This window comes from Pectobacterium cacticida, assembly GCF_036885195.1.
Lineage (GTDB): Bacteria > Pseudomonadota > Gammaproteobacteria > Enterobacterales > Enterobacteriaceae > Pectobacterium > Pectobacterium cacticida.
Window position 1 is genome coordinate 1529705 of sequence record NZ_CP133656.1, and the last position, 20504, is coordinate 1550208.

The window sequence follows — 20504 nt, forward strand, 5'->3', positions numbered from 1 at the left end:
GACGGGTTCCTCAATAACGGAGAGTCAAAGAAAAGCAGTGGCAATTCATCAGACTCTATGGCAGAAAGAAAGTTCTCAGTGATTGGCAAAAACTTGACGATTTTTTACATTCTTATTTACCAAGGCAATTCGGGCCAGATAATGACAATGAGTGACCCCGCTAAGGTGAGCAACACATTAGCAATGGCATAGGTGCCCGCGTATCCGAGAGCGGGAATATTGCTGCGAGCGGTGTCGCTGATGATCTCCATGGCGGGCGCACAGGTGCGTGCGCCCATAATAGCGCCAAAGAGAAGCGCTCGATTCATTTTCAGCACATAGGCACCAAACAAAAAACAAATTACTACCGGCAGAAGGCTTACGATGAGCCCAGCGATTAACATTTGGATGCCCACGTCTCCCAAACTGCTATTGATTGTGCTACCCGCACTGAGTCCAACACCTGCCATAAAGACCATCAGTCCGAATTCCTTGACCATATTTAGCGCACCCTGAGGAATATATCCGAATGTCGGGTGGTTAGCGCGCAGGAATCCCAGCATAATACCGGCGAACAGTAATCCTGCCGCGTTACCAATACCAAAGGTGAAGTTGCTAAATTGGATTGTGATCAATCCGATAACGACGCCGATAACAAAAAAAGCGCAGAAGGCTAGCAGATCGGTAACCTGACTATGAATGGAAATAAATCCGATTTTATCTGCAATACTTTTTACCCGACGGGCATCGCCACTAACCTGCAAGACATCCCCTTTATTCAATACCACGCTATCATCAATCGGCATTTCAATTTGGCTGCGAACAATACGGTTAAGAAAACAGCCGTGATCGGTTAGCTTTAGTTGACTTAGACGCTTACCGACGGCGTTATGATTCTTGACGACGATTTCTTCCGTTACGATACGCATATCCAGCAGGTCGCGATCGAAGACTTCCTTGCCATCACGAAAATTGGAGTTCAGGCGAGAGTGTGAATCGGGGTAGCCGACGAGCGCAATTTCGTCGCCGATTTGTAAAACGGCGTCGCCATCGGGAATGGCGAGGATACCATTGCGTCGAATACGCTCAATGTAACAGCCAGTCTGACGATAAATGCCGAGCTCACGCAAATTCTTGCCGTCCGCCCAGGCGACCAGCTCCGGCCCGACACGATAAGCACGAATGACCGGTAGATACACTTTCCTTTGGCTATCTGTATCAAGCCCGCGTTCGCGAGCGATCTGCTGCGCGCTAGTGGGCAAATCTTGATGCTGGAATTTGGGGAGATAACGCGCGCCAAAAATGAGGCTGACCAAGCCAACCAGATACGTTAGCGCATAACCCAGACTCAGATGATCTTGTTCGATACCAAGCTGCCCACCTAAACTGGCGGTATTGCGCAGTGTGTCGCCCGCGCCGACCAACACTGGCGTCGATGTCATCGAGCCAGCCAGCATGCCTGCTGTCAGGCCAATTCCCCAGCCAAATACCTTACCTAAACCTAAGGCCAGTAACATCGCGCTGCCGACCATCACCAGCGCCAGCATGAAATAGTTTTTCCCATCGCGGAAAAAAATAGAAAAGAAATTTGGGCCGGCTTCTATCCCCACACAAAAAATAAATAACATAAAACCGAGACTTAGAGCCTCTGTATTGATCGAAAAATGTTGTTGACCCAGAAATAAAGAAACGACTAAAACGCCAATAGAATTACCGAGTTGTACAGGCCCAAGACGTAATTTCCCTAAACAGAGTCCTAATGAAAGCACGACGAATAACAGTAGAATGTAATTCCCGTTTAACAAATCAGCGACGTTTATATTCATAGAATGCAACTTGTTGTTTACTAGTAAGTGCTTGATGTTATTCACTATAAAGGCTAAATTTAACCTTGCAGGCAGGCGTTTCCGTAATGGTGTAAAAGCACACCGACAGAAGGACTCAGCCTGATTCAGTATAATTTATTCGATAAAAATTGTTCAGCGTAATTATTGTCTTGTTTATTAATTATGGTGCCCTCGTTGAGGAAATACCGCCATTTACCTTCTCCTACGGAGAACCTGTGCGTTGAATAAAACGTCACGAGGTTTGATGTTATCGACTTCAGGGAATAGAGGCACTCATCATTTTCACCTTACCGCATTTTTTCGGCAACGGATCAATACACGCAAACATAGTCAGAGGAGAGGAGGGATGACAAGAATGAGAAAGTGGGTCGGTGCAGCCTGCTGCTTCCTCTTGTTTATCGCAGTGTTTCTGAGTCAAAAGATTGCGGTATCGGATGTTGAGACGAATATTGAGCTGCGCGGTAGCCCAGAGATGCTGCTTTTTTTGTTGCCCGGCGTAGTGGCATGCTGCCTTTCCGCGCGAGGCCGTCTGATCTACCCGCTGTTTGGCGCACTGACCGCGATGCCCGTCTGTTTATTAATGCTTCATTTCTGGACGTCACCGATGCGGTCTTTCTGGCAAGAGTTAGCCTATGTGATGAGCGCGGTCTTTTGGTGTGTGCTTGGTGCGCTGGGCGTACTGTGTTTACGGCGTCTATATCGGCGCTATCTACGCTGAGGAGCTGCGGTCATGAAAAAGCGCGGACTGATGCCGCGCCATTGTTTGGGATATATTATTATGACTGAAACAGCGCCAGGTGCTCTTTAGCATAGGCTTCAAAATCGGTGCAACCGCCGATGTGTTTTTCATCAAGGAAAATTTGCGGTACGGTTTCAACAGGTTTACCTACTGTCTTAGATAAGTCCTCTTTCGAGATCCCTTCCGCATAGATGTCGACATAGCGAAAACGAAAGTCATCACGCTGCTCAGTCAGCTTTTCCGCTAATTCTTTCGCGCGAACACAATAAGGGCAACCAGGGCGCCCGAAAATGACAGCAAACATGTAAACTCCTTTGTAAATTAGAAAATGCTTTCGTTCTTGAAACGCGTAGCATGAGATTTGTCACCGACATAACCACCGCTGAAAACGCTATGGTTAATAAGGTTATCTGTACATCGTTCTACTATGCCCGTATTCAGTGATGAAAAAAAGTAGTCATTGCCTGTTGCAGCGATTGGCTGATGACATTACGAGGGAAACCGACGTGAGTCACTGTCACCGAGCCCATTTGGTGACGAACTTGTCGTTGCGCTTTGCGTGCGGGCAGCCGCCCACTAAATCACAGATGTGCAGCCCTAATCACTGAAAAAAACACACCTGCTTCACTTCATGAGGATGATGTATCAGCCATGATCATAGTATTGAGGGATCATCGTGTGTGGACTTTCAGGATCTGAGGCGTTGCCGTAAAATACAGCATTCTCATCGGTGTAGGATATTATGCAATGGTGCTATGTGACAGCGGGAAAGCGAACGACGAAAGCGCTTTTTATCATGGCATCAATACGCCTTATTCCGTAAGCTATGGGGCGTTTTTAACGGTGTTTACATTTTAACATCGCCCACCGTGGGCGGTGATTCCTTTCAACAATGCAGTTTTACAGCAATAGGTATGAGGCACACATGATGGATTCACTCATCGTCCCGGATTTGGCTATGCTACGGCGGTGGCTGGATCAACTGAATATTCTTTATTTTGAATGCGATTCCTGTCAGGCGCTCCATCTTCCTCATATGCAGAATTTTGACGGCGTGTTTGATGCGAAAGTTGATTTGGTAGATAACGTCATTCTGTTTTCCGCTCTGGCCGAAGTGAAGCCCAGTGCGTTAATTCCGCTCGTCGGAGAACTCAGTCAGATTAATGCCAGTTCGTTAACCGTCAAAGCGTTTATCGATATTCAGGACGATAACCTACCGAAACTGATTGTCTGTCAGTCCTTCAGCGTGGCCGCCGGTATGACGTTAGAACAGTTTAGACATTTTATGCAGCAGTCAGAGGAACAGGTTTCGATGGTGATCCTTGAGGCTGGCGCCAACAATCTGCTGTTTATTGGCGAGGAAGAAGAGGGCTCTGCTATCAGCGTTACTACTTCACATCTGCATTGATACGGTTGCTGCCAACGGCAGCAATTGGTTTTACTTATTTCCCCTTTACCGCCATTTATTCTGGTTGTTTCGCATTATTGCCATATATTTCACTTTGTTTAATGCTAAACACCTTAATCACAGCGAAAAAAAGTGAATAAATAATCGTTAAAACCTCTTTTTACGTTCGAGTATGGTGCCCGCGATGTTGTGGGGTTATGCTTTATTTCTGTAAGACACGGACCGCTGAACCAGAGCGATTTCCGTGTCGGAGCGAATAATAATCGGTGCATACTCATTCATCGATTGGCGTACGCGGCAGGATATATTGCGTATCGGACGATACACAGACTTTACGTCATTTGAGTTGCTGGCGAGGATACCAAGATGCGCTTATCCCGGTAAGCGAGTCAAGTGGGTAGACGAAGCCAACGCGCAGGCAACTGCAGGCAACTAAAGATGACGGGAATGTTCACTCTCACGAATCACCCCCTTGAATGGAGGAAGGAACGGATGTTCACCCAACGTAAAAAATGGCTATCGGGTGTTGTTGCCGGCTTGTTGATGGCCGCGTCCGTCACCGCATCTGCGGAAGAGAAAACGCTGCATATTTATAACTGGTCCGATTATATTGCACCGAACACGTTAGCCAATTTCCAAAAAGAAACTGGCATTAAGGTTGTCTATGACGTGTTTGACTCCAACGAAGTGTTGGAAGGCAAGCTCATGGCGGGCAGTACAGGGTTCGATCTGGTTGTGCCCTCGGCCAGTTTTCTGGAACGGCAACTCACCGCGGGCGTTTTCCAGCCGCTAGACCGGAGTAAACTACCGAACTACAAAAATCTGGATCCCGAACTGATGAAGTTGATCGCGCAGCACGATCCGGGGAATAAATACGCGTTACCTTACCTGTGGGCGACAACCGGCATCGGTTATAACGTGGATAAAGTGAAAGCCGCGCTGGGTGCCGATGCGCCCGTTGACAGTTGGGATCTGGTATTGAAGCCGGAAAATCTGGAAAAACTAAAAAGTTGCGGCGTATCATTTCTGGACGCTCCAGAAGAGATCTTTGCCACCGTGCTGAACTATCAGGGGAAAGATCCGAACAGTACTAAACCGGGTGATTACACGACGTCAGCCACCGATCTACTGCTAAAACTGCGTCCGAATATTCGTTATTTCCATTCATCACAGTATATCAACGATCTGGCCAACGGTGATATTTGCGTCGCAGTAGGGTGGGCCGGTGATATTTTGCAGGCGGGCAATCGTGCGAAAGAAGCGAAAAACGGTGTAAATATCCAGTACAGTATTCCAAAAGAAGGGGCGCTGGCGTTTTTTGATGTCCTCGCCATTCCGAAAGATGCCAAAAATCTGGATGAAGCCTATGCATTTCTCGATTATCTGATGAAACCGGAAGTGATGGCTGACATCAGCAACCATGTCTATTACGCGAGTGGTAATTTGGCCTCCCTGCCGTTGGTCAATGAAGATATTCGTAATAATCCCGGCGTCTATCCTCCGGCGGATGTCCGCGCTAAATTATTTACGCTTAAGGTGCAATCACCTCAGATTGACCGAACACGCACCCGTGCGTGGACGAAGGTCAAGAGCGGTATATAGGCTCTGGGATCTGAATGACTGCTCTATCGCTTGAAAGTTGCTGGTTTGGGTAACTGGAGAGTGGACGGGCGTAAATGTGATGCGGAACAGGCGGCGATGCTGCCTGTTCGCGCACCTATGTTATGTCTCATCGCTGAAGACGAATAGTGCTTAAGGGCGCTGCCAGCGGTGTGATTTCTTCTGTTGTTGCCGGAGAGCAATGCAACGTGAATATCGCGATCCCCCGCCCTCAATTAAAACCGCAAAAAGCGGTCACGCCGCTATTGGAAGTGCGTAACCTGACAAAGTCGTTTGACGGTCAGGCCGCCGTCGATGACGTCAGCCTGACGATTTATAAAGGTGAAATTTTTGCCCTGCTAGGTGCTTCAGGTTGTGGAAAATCCACGCTGCTGCGTATGCTAGCGGGGTTCGAACTCCCTACTCAGGGGCAGATTGTGCTGGACGGTCAGGATTTATCATTGGTGCCGCCTTATCAGCGCCCTATCAATATGATGTTCCAGTCGTATGCATTATTTCCGCACATGACGGTGGAAAAAAATATCGCATTTGGCTTAAAGCAGGACAAACTTCCGCGTGCGGAAATCAAAGATCGTGTGGAAGAAATGCTGTCGCTGGTCCATATGCAGGAATTCGCCAATCGTAAACCACATCAGCTTTCCGGCGGTCAGCGTCAACGTGTCGCGCTGGCGCGCAGTTTAGCAAAGCGCCCTAAGCTGCTGCTGTTGGATGAACCGATGGGCGCGCTGGACAAGAAGTTGCGCGACCGTATGCAGCTCGAAGTTGTCGATATTCTGGAGCGCGTGGGCGTCACTTGCGTGATGGTCACGCACGATCAGGAAGAAGCGATGACCATGGCCGGACGCATTGCCATTATGAACCGCGGTAAATTTGTACAGATTGGTGAGCCGGAAGAGATTTATGAGCATCCGAACACCCGATTCAGCGCGGAGTTCATCGGGTCGGTTAATATGTTTGAAGGGGTATTGCAAGAGCGCCGGGACGACGCGCTGATCATTAACAGCCCTGGGTTAGTACACCCATTGAAGGTAGATACTGATGTCTCGGTTGTGGATGGCGTTCCCGTCTTCATCGCGTTGCGGCCCGAGAAAATCATGTTGAGCGAAGTCGTGCCGGATGACGGCTGCAATTTTGCGGTGGGCGAAGTTGTGCATATTGCTTATTTGGGTGACCTGTCGATTTACCATGTCAGACTCAATAGCGGGCAGATCATTAGCGCGCAATTACAAAACGCTTACCGCTATCGTAAGGGCACGCCGACCTGGGGAGATGAGGTCCGACTGTGTTGGGATGCGGATAGTTGTGTGGTTCTGACGGTGTAGCGAGGAAGAATGTCATGACTTTATTTCCCGAACATAACGCGGCAGAACCATCGGGCAGAGCCAGACTCTGGCTACGTGTGCTGATGGCGCACTGGCGTCAGAAACACGGACGTAAGCTGGTCATCGCGCTGCCGTATTTGTGGCTGCTCCTGCTGTTTATGCTGCCATTCCTGATCGTGTTCAAAATCAGCCTGGCAGAAATGGCGCGGGCAATCCCGCCTTATACCGATCTGGTTTCCTGGATGGATGACAGGCTTGGTATTACTCTAAATCTTGGCAACTACCTACATTTGTTAGACGACCCACTTTATTTCGATGCCTATCTGCAATCGCTTCAGGTGGCTGGCGTGTCGACGCTGTGTTGTCTGCTTATCGGCTACCCGCTGGCGTGGGCGGTGGCCCACAGTAAACCGTCAACACGTAATATATTGTTATTACTGGTTATCCTTCCATCATGGACCTCTTTCCTGATTCGTGTTTATGCCTGGATGGGCATTCTGAAAAACAACGGTATTCTGAATAACTTCCTGCTGTGGTTAGGGGTGATTGATGAACCACTCATTATCTTGCACACCAATTTGGCGGTATATATTGGTGTCGTGTATTCCTATCTCCCCTTTATGGTGCTGCCGATTTACACCGCGCTCATGCGGCTGGATTATTCGTTGGTTGAAGCTTCGCTGGATTTGGGCGCTCGCCCGTTGAAAACCTTCTTCAGCATAATAGTTCCTTTAACGAAGGGCGGAATTATTGCCGGTTCGATGTTGGTTTTCATTCCTGCGGTGGGGGAATATGTCATTCCAGAACTGCTCGGCGGGCCGGACAGCATCATGATTGGCCGCATTTTGTGGCAGGAATTCTTTAATAACCGTGACTGGCCGGTGGCGTCTGCCGTGGCAGTTATCATGCTTCTGTTATTGATTATGCCGATAATTTGGTTCCACAAACACCAGAATAAAACGGTGGAGGGAGAGGCGTGAATAATCTACCTGTGGTGCGATCGCCGTGGCGGATAGCAATTCTAGTGCTGTGTTTTACGTTTCTCTATGCACCCATGCTCATGCTGGTGATCTACTCGTTTAACAGTTCCAAACTGGTTACCGTCTGGGCCGGTTGGTCGGCTCGTTGGTATGTCGAGCTGTTCCATAATTCGGCCATGATCGGTGCGGTGCTTCTTAGCCTGACGATTGCCGCCGCCTCGGCTACGATGGCGGTCATCCTGGGGACAATCGCCGCCGTGGTCATGGTGCGATTTGGTCGTTTTCGGGGCTCGAATGGGTTCGCTTTTATGCTAACGGCCCCACTGGTGATGCCCGATGTGATTACCGGTTTGTCCCTTCTACTGCTCTTTGTCTCTTTAGGGCATGCCATTGGGTGGCCTGCGGAGAGAGGAATGTTCACTATTTGGCTGGCGCATGTCACGTTCTGTACGGCGTATGTCACCGTGGTGATCGGCGCCCGCCTACGTGAACTCGATCGCTCAATTGAGGAAGCCGCGATGGATCTGGGGGCAAATCCACTGAAAGTTTTCTTCATTATTACGGTGCCTATGATTGCGCCCGCGCTGTTTTCCGGCTGGTTGCTGGCGTTTACGCTCTCTCTGGACGATCTGGTTATCGCCAGTTTTGTGGCTGGGCCTGGCTCGACGACGTTGCCCATGCTGGTCTTTTCCAGTGTGCGAATGGGCGTTAATCCACAGATTAACGCCTTGGCGTCTTTGATACTGTTGATTGTCGGTATTATTGGATTTATTGCCTGGTGGTTTATGGCGAGAGCAGAGAAGCAACGCTATCGTGATATGCAAAAAGCGCGGCGCGGCTGATACAGCTTCTCGAGGTAACGCGCTGTCACGCGATGATGTTGGCCGCGCCGCCTGGGTATGGGCAATATTTTATTTTGATATTGTGTTTTAGCGCGGCGGCGAGAAGGGTAAATATCGTGCGATGGGGAGGGTGCAGATTGGGGGCGAGAAGAAGGTCGTGAAGCCACGCCATGTTTATGCCCCGGTGCCAGTCATGGTGGCAGGTATTGCAATTATTGCGACCCGTTTTTTAGGGCTCGCGCTGCTCACGTGGGAACTGGGGTTCAACGGTTTAAGCGCTTGGATTAACAGTAATACGTACGCTTGGGATTCGACGTTAATCGTGCTGCTGTCACTTGTGATCATCGGCGTTGAGGTTCGCTGTGGTTTTGCCGTGTTAACTGGCCTGAACTGGGGGCGTTGGGGCTATGTGGGCTGTCAGATCGTCGCGGTATCTTACCTACTGCTAACGTCGCGAGGCGCAGCGCTTCCTGCGATATTCCATATTTCAGGCGAGAGTAGCTTGGCCATACTGCATCAGATTTTATTACAAAAGGTTCCTGATCTTTTGGTCATGGTTTTGCTATTTCTACCGCGGCGCAGCAAACGCTTTTTTCAGCCTCGGAAACAGGTTTCTTAACTGTCCCGGAGGGATAACGGAACGGTGAATCGAAAGATCGCGGGGCCAAGTTTGCAGGGTGATATAATCTGCCAAATTTTTTACCTGTTAGATTATTATGCATTGTGCTCACTATCGTATGGGAACCTGCCGTTCCTGCCAATGGCTGGAAAAAGCCTATCCGCAACAGTTATCTGACAAGCAGCAGCATCTTGAAGGTCTGCTGAAACCGCATGCTGTGCAGTGCTGGTTGCCCGCGCAACCTTCTGCACCATCGGCATGTCGCAATAAAGCCAAAATGGTGGTGAGCGGCAGCGTAGAACGCCCATTACTAGGAATATTACACCGTGATGGCACCGCGGCGGATCTCTGTGATTGCCCGCTTTATCCGCCCAGCTTTTCGCCGGTTTTCGCTGTCCTTAAGGTTTTTATCGCCAGGGCAGGGCTGACGCCATATCACGTGGCGCGCCGTCGTGGCGAATTGAAATACCTACTGCTGACCGAAAGTACACAATGCGGTACGTTTATGTTGCGCTTTGTCTTGCGATCGGAAGCCAAGTTACCCCAACTGCGCGCCGAATTACCTTGGTTACAGCAGCAATTGCCTCAGCTTGAAGTGATTTCCGCCAACATCCAACCCGTTCATCAGGCGATAATGGAGGGGAAAACGGAGATTATCCTGAGCGATATTACTGCGCTGGCCGAACAGTTCAACCAGGTGCCGTTGTATATCCGCCCGCAAAGTTTTTTCCAGACGAATCCACAGGTGGCGGCAGCGCTGTATGCAACAGCGCGCGACTGGGTCGCCGAATTGAACATTAGCCATATGTGGGATCTATTTTGTGGTGTGGGAGGGTTTGGCCTGCACTGCGCATCACCTAACATGCGTTTAACCGGGATTGAAATCAGCGCTGAAGCGATAGTCTGTGCTCGTCGCTCGGCGGAACAGTTGGGGCTAAAACAGGTAGCGTTTCAGGCGTTGGATTCAACGCAGTTCGCGATAGGTAAGACGGACATTCCCGAGCTGGTGCTAGTCAACCCCCCGCGCCGCGGTATCGGCAGCGAACTGTGCGCTTACTTGAGCCGTATGGCACCGGACTATATTCTCTACTCCAGCTGTAATGCGGAAAGCATGACAAAAGATATGGCGGAACTGGCGAATTACCGTGTACTGCGCGTTCAGCTATTCGACATGTTCCCACACACAGCACATTACGAAGTGCTGACGTTATTGAAGCGGGAAATATAGGAAAGCATCAGGATATCTACGTTTTTTGTGAGGGTTGCTACCGTAGGCGTAAAAAGTGGAAGCGTAGAACCGTATTGATAAAACCATCTGCGGAACGAGAACGGTGATAATGGAATAGAAGAGTAAACCGTTTGCGCCATGGATGGCGCAATCCGAGCGTACAGCGACGTATTTAGAGCTAACCATTATCACCGCTCTACGCGCGTTATCAACAACTTAACGCGGTGCATTCACACCGCGTAGACGAACTTTATTGCGGGAACCACTTGTCGTTGATGGCCTTGTATGTGCCGTCCGCTTTGATGGCGTCCAGCGCTTTATTGAGTTTCTCCAGCAGCGCTGTGTTATCAGGGCGCACCGCGATGCCCAACCCTGTGCCGAAGTATTCTGCGTCTGTGATATGTTCCCCCACCGTTGCCAGTTCAGGGTTGGTCTTAATCCATTCGTTGACAACCGCGGTATCACCGAACACGCCATCGATACGACCATTTTTCAGATCCAATACCGCATTCTGATAGCTATCGTAAGAGACGGTTTGTACTTCTGGGTGTTTGTCGTGCATATATTTCTGGTGCGTTGTGCCATTTTCCATACCAATACGTTTACCCTTCATCGCGGCGAAATCGTTAAACTTACCTTTTTGCGCGATGACGATGGCTGAGTTGGCATAGTAGGGCTGCGTGAACGCGACTTGTTTACTGCGTTCTGGCGTGATGTCCATACCGGAAATCACCGCGTCATAACGGCGGAATTTTAACGCTGGAATCAAGCTGTCAAATGCCTGATTGGTGAACGTGCAGGTCGCCTGCATTTGTTTACACAGTGCTTTTGCCAGATCCATATCGAAACCAACGATTTCATTACTGGCATTTAGCGATTCGAATGGTGGATAAGTGGCTGAAGACGCAAAACGAATGGTGTCTGCAGCCGTGGCGCTGAAAGCGATCCCGGCTAATAACGTAGCAAGCATTAATTTTTTCATTGACCAACTCCTGTCTTATTTTTTTGTGTGATATGGCGGCGCGGAGCGCTATCGAAACGGTAAGGATCAGTTACGGCGCTCAAAAACCAGTGCTCGACGCTCGACCCAACGCATTAATAGCGTCAGTAGCCCGTTGACACAGAGATAGATAATCCCCGCGGCGCCAAACACCATCACGTCATAGGTGCGGCCATACATCAATTGGCTGTAGCCCATGACTTCCATCAGCGTGATGGTGTAAGCCAACGACGTACTCTTAAACACCAACACCACTTCATTGGAATAAGAAGAAAGCGCGCGCTTAAAGGCGAAGGGGAGCAAAATGCGTAACGTCTGCCTCTGGTTCATGCCCAAAGCCGCGCAGGATTGCCATTGTCCGGCGGGAATCGCTTTTACCGCGCCATAGAAAAGTTGCGTCGTGTAAGCTGCGCTATTGAGCGCCAGCGCCACCATCGCGCATAGCCACGGTTGTGAAAGCAGGTGCCACAGCCAGGGGATCTGTTGAATAGCGGTGAACTGTCCGGGGCCGTAGTAGATCAGGAAAATTTGCACCAGCAGCGGCGTACCGGTGAACAGCGTAATGTAGCCCTTCGCCAACAGGGAGATAACCGGCGTTTTTAGCGTCAGTACAATGGTCAACAGCAGTGACAACGCCAGTGCCACGACGATCGACACGGCAGTCAAGGTCAGGCTGGTTTGCAGGCCTTTTAACAGCTCAGGTATATAAGCGAGCATCAGGAAGGCCTCCGCTCAAAACGCGTGGTGCGCAGTTCAATGCGTTTCAGCACATACTGACTTAACAGCGTAATAACGAGGTAGATTGCCGCTGCGATAACGTACCAGGTAAAGGGTTCTTGCGTCCGCGTGGCAATACTTTTGGTCTGCAGCATCAAATCATTAACGCTAATCAGTGAAACCAACGCGGTATCTTTCAGCAATGCCAACCACTGATTACCTAACCCCGGCAGGGCGTGACGCCACATCTGCGGCATAATCAAGCGGAAGAAGATCGCGGATTTACCCAGTCCCAACGCCTGACCGGATTCCCATTGCCCTTGCGGCACGGCTTTCAGTGCGCCGCGTAACGTTTGTGATGCGTAGGCGGCATACAGTAGCGCCAGGGCAATCACGCCACAGAGAAAGGGGCTGATTTCAAACATGCCAATTTCCAGTTTTACTGGAATCTGCACGATGAAAAGGTTCAGCGTGAAGCCATCCGCCAGCATCATCAGCAGTTGGGAGGAGCCGAAGTAGATAAATAGTACGACCAGAATCTCTGGCAAGCCGCGTAACAGAGTGACAACAGCGGTGCCAGCCCAACGCACCGCTTTCCAGCGAACGGTTTCCCAAACGGCAAACAGCATCGCCAGAGCGAGCCCGAGTACCAGCGCACAAATGGCAAGGCCGACGGTCATACCAGCGGCGCTTGCGAGAGGTTGAAATTCAATCATTTATTGTCAGATTACTGCTGAAACCATTTTTTATAGAGGGTTGCGTAGGTGCCATCTTGCTTAATCTTGTTAAGCGCATCGTTGAATTTCTTCAGCAACGCATCGTTATTCTGACGGACGGCAATGCCCAAGCCGACACCAAAGTAGTTTTTATCCGTGATATTTTGACCAACGGAAGCCAGCGTTTCGTTCTGCTTCAGCCATTCATTCACTACGGCAGTGTCACCAAAGACGGCATCCAAACGGCCATTTTTCAAATCCAACACGGCATTCTGGTAGCTATCGTAAGGCACTGTTTTAATATCGCTTTGTTGTTCCATCAGGTATTTCTGATGCGTTGTCCCGTTCTGTACGCCGACACGCTTGCCTTTCAGCGCGGCGATATCCGCTATTTTTCCTTTCTGAGCAATAAACAGCGCGGAGTTATCGTAATAGGGTTGTGTAAAGGAAACCTGCTGCTGGCGTTCCGGAGTGATATCCATACCGGCAATAACCGCTTCAAAACGACGGAATTTCAGGCCGGGGATCAGGCTGTCGAAAGCCTGATTGCTGAAGGTGCAGGTTGCCTGCATTTCTTTGCACAACGCGTTGGCCAGATCGATATCAAACCCCTGAATCTGGTTGTTGGCATCGACAAACTCAAACGGAGGATAGGAGGCTTCGGTCGCGAAACGGATAGTATCGGCGGCGTGGGCCGAAGCGGCGCCAACGGCGAATAAGGCGGCAACAATTAATTTTTTCATTATCGTGATCCTGATAGTAATTAATGTGACAAATAACTCGCGAATTCAGGCGTCTGCGGCTGGGTGAAGTGCGTCGCATCCCCTTGCTCAACGATGCGACCGTTTTCCATGTAGACGATTCGGCTGGCTGTTTTTCGAGCAAATTCAACTTCGTGAGTCACGATAACCTGCGTAATGCCGGTTTGCGCCAATTCACGAATAATATTAACAACCTGTGCGGTAATTTCGGGATCCAACGCCGCGGTTGGCTCATCAAAAAGCAGAACTTGAGGTTCCATCATTAGCGCTCGTGCAATGGCAACACGCTGTTGTTGCCCACCGGACAGATGAAGGGGGTAGCGATTAGCAAAATCGTTGAGACGTAGGCGTAGCAGCAGTTTATCGGCCCGTGCTCTGGCGTCCTCTTTGCTCAGACCTAATACTCGGCAAGGCGCCTCAATCAAATTCTGCACCACGGTCAGATGTGGCCATAAATGGTATTGCTGGAACACCATCCCTACGTTCTGACGCAATTCGCGGATTGCACTATCAGATGGCGTATGCTGAAAATCAAACTGGTTATCGACGATAGAAAGCGTGCCGGAACGCGGCATTTCTAATAAATTCAGCACGCGTATCAGGGAACTCTTTCCTGCCCCGCTGGGGCCCAGAAGCACCAGCGTTTCCCCTGCGGGACAATCGAGGGTGATATCAGAGAGCGCCTGGAAGGTGCCATAGAAACAGTTAATGCCGTTTAGTTGAATACTCATGCGAAAGAATTGAATAGACATTGATGCGGCGAATGTTAACGTCGGCAGAATAGTTATGCAATCACCGTGGGTTAAAATTTGCCAATAGGCGATTTATTGCTTAAATAATAGCACAAAATAGTGTGTAGACCTGCGTATCCTCTGGGTGAACGGCTGCAAGCCGAGCCTTCACTGAACTTGGCGCACGTAGGAAAGGTGACCGCGGGCTAGTCACTGCCGTTAATGGGCGCGCAATAATCGTGCGTGACATCTTGCTAAGATGGCGATAATGAAAGCAGAATCATGAGCAAACGTAATCGAAATAATAGCGTTATCAATAGAGTAGCGATGATGAAATGGCTGTTATGCATCACGCTGGCGCTGTTGACGGGGTGCCAGTCGCTGTCGATGTTGAAAGCGGAGCGTCATTATGCACTCGACACCTCATTGCCATCACGTGCGCAGGAACCTCGTATCCGCTTTTTGGTGATTCACTACACGGCAGAAGATTTTGCCACCTCATTGAATATTTTGACGGACGAGCATGTTAGTGCCCATTATCTTATTCCCGCACATCCGCCGATGCGGCAGGGGAAACCGCTTGCCTGGCAACTGGTGCCGGAATCTCAAGCTGCCTGGCATGCAGGTGCGAGCAGCTGGCGCGGATTTAGTCGGTTAAATCTTTCTTCGATTGGGATCGAACTGGAAAACGCGGGTTATCGGCGCACGCTAACAGGCTATACCTGGGCGCCGTTTACCGTGTCGCAAATCCATCTTGTGACCGAGATCGCGCGTGATATCGTCGATCGCTATCAGATTGCGCCGCAGAACGTGGTGGCGCACAGCGATATCGCTCCACAGCGTAAACAGGACCCTGGGCCGCTCTTTCCTTGGAAAGCGCTTGCGCAAGCGGGAGTGGGAGCCTGGCCGGATGCGCAGCGGGTAGCGTTCTATTTGAACGGGCGTTTACCGTTGCAGCCGGTGGATGAAGCGGTTCTGCTGGAAAAATTGGGGCGCTATGGCTATTCCGTGCAGGACGCGATGACCGCGCGTGAGAAGCGGCAGGTGATCGTCGCTTTCCAGATGCATTTCCGCCCGGAGAACTATCAAGGGCAGCCAGATGCGCAGAGTGAAGCGATTGTCGACGCGCTGCTGGAGAAATACGGTAGCCGCTAAACCGCTTCCCTCTCTGCCAATTTCGCGATGCGCGCGGCCATGCCACGGAAGATAAACAGATGAGCGGGCATCATTAGGAACCAGTAGACCAGCCCATTGAACCCGGAAGGGTGCCAGCGGGCGCGGACGTCCACGGTTCGGTGCGTGCCTTTGTCCGTGATAGTAAAGTTGAGTTTCCCCAGCCCCGGCGCTTTCATGCCGAATAGCAGCACCAACTGACGTTGTGGTTTGAGCGAGATAACCTTCCAGCCGTCAATCTTGTCACCCACTTCCAGCGTCGGGCGCGCGGGGCGTCCATAGGTGACGCCGTTACCACAAAGATCGTCGAGGCGTGCACGAATAGCCCACAGCGTATTGGCGTAGAAATATCCTTCTTTGCCCCCGATCTGTTGGATTACGCGCCAGAGCGCCTGACTGGAGGCTGGGGTTTCTATCGAATGTCCGGCCTGTTTGGGGTAAAAGCCATAATTCGGTTTCCAACGTGCGCGAACCTCGCTGTCGTCGCCCCAGTCGGCCTGCTGAACGCTGTCCATTTCACTTTGCAGCGTGAGGCGCACGGCGTCATCAAAGCGCATCAGTTTTTGCGGTATTAATGCCTGCAGTTCACTCCCATCAGCCTGTAAATCATGTTTAAGCCCCTGGATGAGAGCATGGGCCGTGGATGGCGGAACTGAAGTGATCCAATGTAAAAACCATACTGATACCAGATGCGTCGGCATCGGAATCGGAACCAGCAATCTACGTTTGCCACTGATCTGGATGAAACGCTCGAACATGGTCTGATAGCTGATATATTCAGGGCCAGCGGCATCCATGATGCGGTGTACCGTAGCGGGATGCCGCGCGATTTCGATCAGATAAACGAGTAAGTTTTCCAGCGCGATGGGCGATGATTTAGAACGCACCCAACGCGGTGGTGTGAGTACGGGCAGGTTATAAACCATATCACGCATGATTTCGAACGCCGCCGAACCTGCGCCGATAATAATGCCCGCGCGTAATTCCGTAACGGGAATATGGCTATGGCGCAGGATATCACCGGTTATCTGGCGGGCTTGCATGTGCGGCGAGGTATCCTGTTTTGCCTGAAGCGCCCCCAGATAGATAATCTGTTTCACGCGACTGCCTGCCAGCGCCAGTAATAGGTTTGTTGCCGCCATCCGCTCTTTGGCAACAAAATCTGCGCCGTCCCCCATGCTATGTACTAAATAATAGACGGTTTCCGCGCCCCACAGACCCTCGGGGAGGCTATTGGGGTGAGTGAGGTCAACCCGTTGGCACTCGACCCCAGGCCAATGCCGCGAAGCCAGATACTCAATATTACGGCCAGCCGCAATAACCTGTTTGCCCTGCTGACTTAACCGTTCAGTGAGATGCCGACCAATATAACCAGTTGCGCCCAGAATGAGGATTGGGGCTGAGGGAGGTGCCATGTGTCAGGGTTCCACAGCAAAAAAACGATGGCTTACTATAGCCTAAGTAAATCCATCCTAAATAAATCGACTGCAAATAATGTTGGGGTCGGGGGATAGTGCAAAGCGAATAATAATCAGGAATGCCGATCGTTTAAGGATAGCGAAACCGGGGAGACCACGGTGTGCGGCATCCTGGTGGGAACCGCATCACCGTGTTTTGCCTCAATCCATACTTAAATATCCATCATTCACACACTGGAGCATTAACGTTAGCCCGATAACGGGGGCTAACGATCGGGAGTGGATGAATCGGAGCATTGTCAGGCTAAAACGGTATCGCCATGCAGCTGGCAGCTACAGGCCAGAACGTAGCCTTGTTCGATCTCTTCCGGCGTCAGCGTCATGGTACTGGTCGTGGTGTAATCGCCGGATAGCACGCGGGTTTTACAACTGCCGCAGACACCGGCGCGACAGGCGGCGAGCACCGGTATTTTATTGTCCTCCAGCGCAGCCAGCAGGCTGATGCCTACGGGAACACGCAGATTTTTCAGCGGGCGACGTATAGTCAATGTCAGCCGATCGGCATCGTCATCCACCGTGTTACCGGTTGGTCGGAACTGCTCTTTAAAGATACGGTTTGGGGCGACGCCAAGCTGCTGACTCAGGGTTTCGATCTGGGCCATGTACGGCGCTGGGCCACAGGTCATGACCGTGCGCTCGGCAATATCGGGTACGCGCTTGGCGAGCAGATCGCCGCTGATTCTCCCAGATAAGAAACCGGGCGCCGCGTCAAATTCCGCTATCAACGTCAGGTGTAGCCGCTGTGGATAGCGCTCTACCAGATCTTGCCATTCATTGGCAAAAATAACCTGTTGTGGATTGCGCACGTTGAAAATAACCTGGATATCGGTTTGCGGTTGGTTTGCCAGTAACCAGCGGCACATCGACATAATAGGTGTAACGCCGCAGCCGGCCGCCGCCATTAGATAGCGCTCGCTGACAACGTGTGTGCAGGTGAATTCACCCTGCGCGTCGGACACCCAGAGATAATCGCCGACTTTTAGTGTTTGCGTCAGCCAGCGTGAACCGACCCCATCGTCCAGCCTTCTGACCGTAAAGGTAATAAAGCGGCTAAGACCCGGTGAGGAAGAGATCGTATACGCTCGAAGTGTCTCTGCGCTATTAGCAATGCTGATTAACGCGTGTTGGCCCGGCTGATACGGGTAAAAATCATGGTTAACCAGTGAAATCGTCCAGACATCCGGCGTTTCTTGAGTAATCGAATGCACCTGCATGCGGTTAGGGCAAAGCGGTGTCGGCATCGTCATTGTTTCTCTCCAAAAGACACGGGCAGGCGGCGTCCAAGAGCGCCTTTGAGAGGTCATTCCTCTTCATAGGGGTGATGGATGACCTCGCCCGTTTTAATGCATCAAACGGTCAGGCAGACATCAGGCGACCAGATAAGCCTTAAGCGGCCAGAATCGTCCCCATGTCTTGTTCTACGGTGGTAATCGTCCGCAATCCAAATTTCTCATTCAGAATGGCCAGCAGATTATCCGTTAGGAACCCAGGCGCCGTTGGACCGGTGTAAATGTTCTTCACGCCGAGAGAGAGCAGAGTGAGCAAAATGACAATCGCTTTTTGTTCAAACCAGGATAACACCAGACTCAACGGTAAATCGTTTACGCCGCAGCCCAATTTTTCCGCCAGTTTCACGGCTAGAATGATCGCAGAATAGGCGTCATTGCATTGACCGACATCCAGCAGCCGTGGCAGGCCTTCTAGCGTCCCGAAGTCCAACTTGTTGAAACGGTATTTCCCGCATGCCAACGTCATGATCAGGCAATCTTTCGGGACATGGAGTGTGAAGTCGGTGAAATAGCTGCGTTCCGCGCGGCTACCGTCGCACCCGCCCACCAGGAAAACATGGCGCAATTTTTTCTGTGCAACCAGATCGATCACGGTATCGGCGGCGCTCAGCAGCGTTTCCCGCCCAAAACCGACGGTGATCAGGTGTTCAATTTCGCTGTACGGGAAGCCGGCGAGACGCTGGGCCTGTTCGATAACCGGACTGAAATCATCACCGGCAAGATGGTTCACACCCGGCCAGCCCACGATGCTGCGTGTCCAGATACGATCGCCGTAGTTACCCACGTTAGGATCGATGATGCAGTTAGACGTCATCACAATTGGGCCGGGAAATTTAGCAAACTCGGTTTGCTGGTTTTGCCAGCCGCTGCCGTAGTTGCCCACCAGGTGCTTGAATTTTTTCAGTTCAGGATAACCGTGCGCCGGCAGCATCTCGCCGTGGGTATAGACATTAACGCCGGTGCCGTCGGTTTGCTCCAACAGCATACGCAAATCTTTCAGGTCGTGGCCGGAAATCAGAATTGCTTTACCTGCGACCGGTCGCACGTTTACGGCGGTGGGTTGTGGGTTACCGTAAGCGCTGGTTTCTCCGCGATCGAGAATTGCCATCACGGTAAAGTTCATTTTACCGATGCCCATGGCGTTGTTTAGCAACGTCTCAACGTCCGTAGGGTAGGTGCCCAGCCATGCCATAAAAGCATGATATTCAGCGTAGATAGCCTCGTCATATTGGCCGAGCACATGGGCGTGCTCCATATAAGCCGCCGCGCCTTTCAGGCCATAGAGGTTGAGCATACGTAACCCATGCACGTCGTCGCCTACGCTGGCTTTATCGCTGTCCAGTGCGAAGTCTGCCGCCTGTTGCAGTAAAGTTGGAATATCATTGCCTGCCAGTTGCAGCGCGGCCATTGGATGATCGACGGTCACGGCGGGATCCTGTTGGCGACAACGCACTGCCAATGCGTCTCGCAGTGCGACCGCTTCCTGCGCGTAGCCGATAATGCGCTGGGAATCGAAATTCACATTGGTCAGGGTCGAGAAGAAAGCGCGAGGCGCAAAACTGTCGACATCGTGATCGATGATCCCCAACTCGCGTGCCTTTAATGCCCAGGCAGAAAGCCCTTGTAATACAGCGACCAGGAGGTCTTGCAGATCGGATGTTTCTGCGGTTTTACCGCACATGCCCTGTGCGTAAGAGCAGCCGTTTCCAACCGGGGTACGAATCGTTTGTTCACATTGCACACAAAACATAATGCCTTCCTTTTTTAAGTTGCATTTAAAATGCTTGTTTAAAGCATAATGTTGTCCGAGGCAGGTAAGAAGGCTTTTTTATGGCAACATTAGGTAAGTTTGATTTAGCGCAATTTTGCTGGTACGCAATGAAAATCACTCTCAATCACGGTGCGTTAAACGGGAAAATCTCAGGTCCGGTGGCTACAGCGAGGAAAGGCGGACAACGGTATGGTGAGCTGGCCTTGATGATGGGTCATATGCGATGGCGCTAGCCGACGTTATGTGAGGATGGACTAAACGCAGGCTAACCAGGTTGCGAGATA

General features: G+C 51.0%; 19 protein-coding genes. 9 read left to right on the forward strand and 10 right to left on the reverse strand.

Annotation, left to right across the window (positions count from 1 at the left end):
* Positions 1–116: 116 nt before the first annotated feature.
* Positions 117–1805: an aspartate:alanine antiporter gene (locus tag RFN81_RS07300; RefSeq protein WP_264498449.1), complete on the reverse strand. Its 1689-nt coding sequence runs from the start codon at positions 1803–1805 to the stop codon at positions 117–119.
* A gap of 367 nt (positions 1806–2172) precedes the next feature.
* Between RFN81_RS07300 and RFN81_RS07305 the strand changes: the two genes are divergently transcribed.
* A complete protein-coding gene (locus RFN81_RS07305; RefSeq protein WP_264498450.1) occupies positions 2173–2544 on the forward strand; it encodes an inner membrane protein YbjM in 372 nt (123 codons plus the stop codon).
* Positions 2545–2602: 58 nt separating this feature from the next.
* On the opposite strand, the gene RFN81_RS07310 is transcribed toward RFN81_RS07305, so the two are convergent.
* The gene (locus RFN81_RS07310; RefSeq protein WP_264498451.1) at positions 2603–2869 is read right to left on the reverse strand and encodes a GrxA family glutaredoxin; all 267 of its coding nucleotides are present in this window, start codon (positions 2867–2869) and stop codon (positions 2603–2605) included.
* A gap of 624 nt (positions 2870–3493) precedes the next feature.
* Between RFN81_RS07310 and RFN81_RS07315 the strand changes: the two genes are divergently transcribed.
* The 7 genes from RFN81_RS07315 to rlmC all read left to right on the forward strand — a co-directional run bounded on the left by RFN81_RS07315 (position 3494) and on the right by rlmC (position 10584).
* Positions 3494–3973 (forward strand): YbjN domain-containing protein, encoded by a 480-nt coding sequence (locus RFN81_RS07315; protein ID WP_264498901.1) that lies wholly within the window; start codon positions 3494–3496, stop codon positions 3971–3973.
* A 492-nt stretch (positions 3974–4465) separates the two neighbouring features.
* On the forward strand, positions 4466–5575 hold the full coding sequence (gene potF / locus RFN81_RS07320; RefSeq protein ID WP_264498452.1) for a spermidine/putrescine ABC transporter substrate-binding protein PotF: 1110 nt from the start codon (positions 4466–4468) through the stop codon (positions 5573–5575).
* 206 nt (positions 5576–5781) lie between these two features.
* A complete protein-coding gene (gene potG / locus RFN81_RS07325; protein WP_264498902.1) occupies positions 5782–6915 on the forward strand; it encodes a putrescine ABC transporter ATP-binding subunit PotG in 1134 nt (377 codons plus the stop codon).
* A gap of 14 nt (positions 6916–6929) precedes the next feature.
* On the forward strand, positions 6930–7895 hold the full coding sequence (gene potH, locus RFN81_RS07330; RefSeq protein ID WP_264498453.1) for a putrescine ABC transporter permease PotH: 966 nt from the start codon (positions 6930–6932) through the stop codon (positions 7893–7895).
* Positions 7892–8737, forward strand: a complete 846-nt coding sequence (gene potI / locus RFN81_RS07335; RefSeq protein WP_264498454.1) for a putrescine ABC transporter permease PotI — start codon at positions 7892–7894, stop codon at positions 8735–8737. Before potH ends, potI begins: the two co-directional genes overlap by 4 nt.
* Before the next feature lie 157 nt (positions 8738–8894).
* A complete protein-coding gene (locus RFN81_RS07340; RefSeq protein WP_264498455.1) occupies positions 8895–9356 on the forward strand; it encodes a YbjO family protein in 462 nt (153 codons plus the stop codon).
* A 97-nt stretch (positions 9357–9453) separates the two neighbouring features.
* A complete protein-coding gene (rlmC, locus tag RFN81_RS07345; protein ID WP_264498456.1) occupies positions 9454–10584 on the forward strand; it encodes a 23S rRNA (uracil(747)-C(5))-methyltransferase RlmC in 1131 nt (376 codons plus the stop codon).
* A gap of 250 nt (positions 10585–10834) precedes the next feature.
* Here the strand turns inward: rlmC and artJ (RFN81_RS07350) are convergent, their stop codons facing one another.
* The 5 genes from artJ (RFN81_RS07350) to artP all read right to left on the reverse strand — a co-directional run bounded on the left by artJ (RFN81_RS07350) (position 10835) and on the right by artP (position 14509).
* On the reverse strand, positions 10835–11566 hold the full coding sequence (gene artJ / locus RFN81_RS07350; RefSeq protein ID WP_264498457.1) for an arginine ABC transporter substrate-binding protein: 732 nt from the start codon (positions 11564–11566) through the stop codon (positions 10835–10837).
* 66 nt (positions 11567–11632) lie between these two features.
* On the reverse strand, positions 11633–12301 hold the full coding sequence (gene artM, locus RFN81_RS07355) for an arginine ABC transporter permease ArtM (protein WP_264498458.1): 669 nt from the start codon (positions 12299–12301) through the stop codon (positions 11633–11635).
* On the reverse strand, positions 12301–13017 hold the full coding sequence (artQ, locus tag RFN81_RS07360; RefSeq protein ID WP_264498459.1) for an arginine ABC transporter permease ArtQ: 717 nt from the start codon (positions 13015–13017) through the stop codon (positions 12301–12303). The genes artM and artQ overlap by 1 nt, the downstream gene beginning before the upstream one ends.
* 11 nt (positions 13018–13028) lie before the next feature.
* On the reverse strand, positions 13029–13760 hold the full coding sequence (artJ, locus tag RFN81_RS07365; protein WP_264498460.1) for an arginine ABC transporter substrate-binding protein: 732 nt from the start codon (positions 13758–13760) through the stop codon (positions 13029–13031).
* Between the two features lie 20 nt (positions 13761–13780).
* Complete coding sequence (artP, locus tag RFN81_RS07370; RefSeq protein WP_319800194.1) at positions 13781–14509, reverse strand: arginine ABC transporter ATP-binding protein ArtP; 729 nt, start codon at positions 14507–14509, stop codon at positions 13781–13783.
* A gap of 327 nt (positions 14510–14836) precedes the next feature.
* On the opposite strand from artP, the gene RFN81_RS07375 reads away from it, so the two are divergent.
* Positions 14837–15664, forward strand: coding sequence for an N-acetylmuramoyl-L-alanine amidase (locus RFN81_RS07375; RefSeq protein ID WP_319800203.1), 828 nt, complete (start codon positions 14837–14839; stop codon positions 15662–15664).
* Here the strand turns inward: RFN81_RS07375 and RFN81_RS07380 are convergent.
* From RFN81_RS07380 to hcp, 3 genes are all read right to left on the reverse strand, one after another.
* Positions 15661–17097, reverse strand: coding sequence for an SDR family oxidoreductase (locus tag RFN81_RS07380; RefSeq protein WP_264498462.1), 1437 nt, complete (start codon positions 17095–17097; stop codon positions 15661–15663). The genes RFN81_RS07375 and RFN81_RS07380 overlap by 4 nt on opposite strands.
* A 302-nt stretch (positions 17098–17399) precedes the next feature.
* Entirely contained in the window at positions 17400–18407 is a 1008-nt protein-coding gene (gene hcr / locus RFN81_RS07385) for an NADH oxidoreductase (protein WP_264498463.1), read from the reverse strand.
* 139 nt (positions 18408–18546) lie between these two features.
* The gene (hcp, locus tag RFN81_RS07390) at positions 18547–20199 is read right to left on the reverse strand and encodes a hydroxylamine reductase (protein WP_264498464.1); all 1653 of its coding nucleotides are present in this window, start codon (positions 20197–20199) and stop codon (positions 18547–18549) included.
* Positions 20200–20504: the final 305 nt, after the last annotated feature.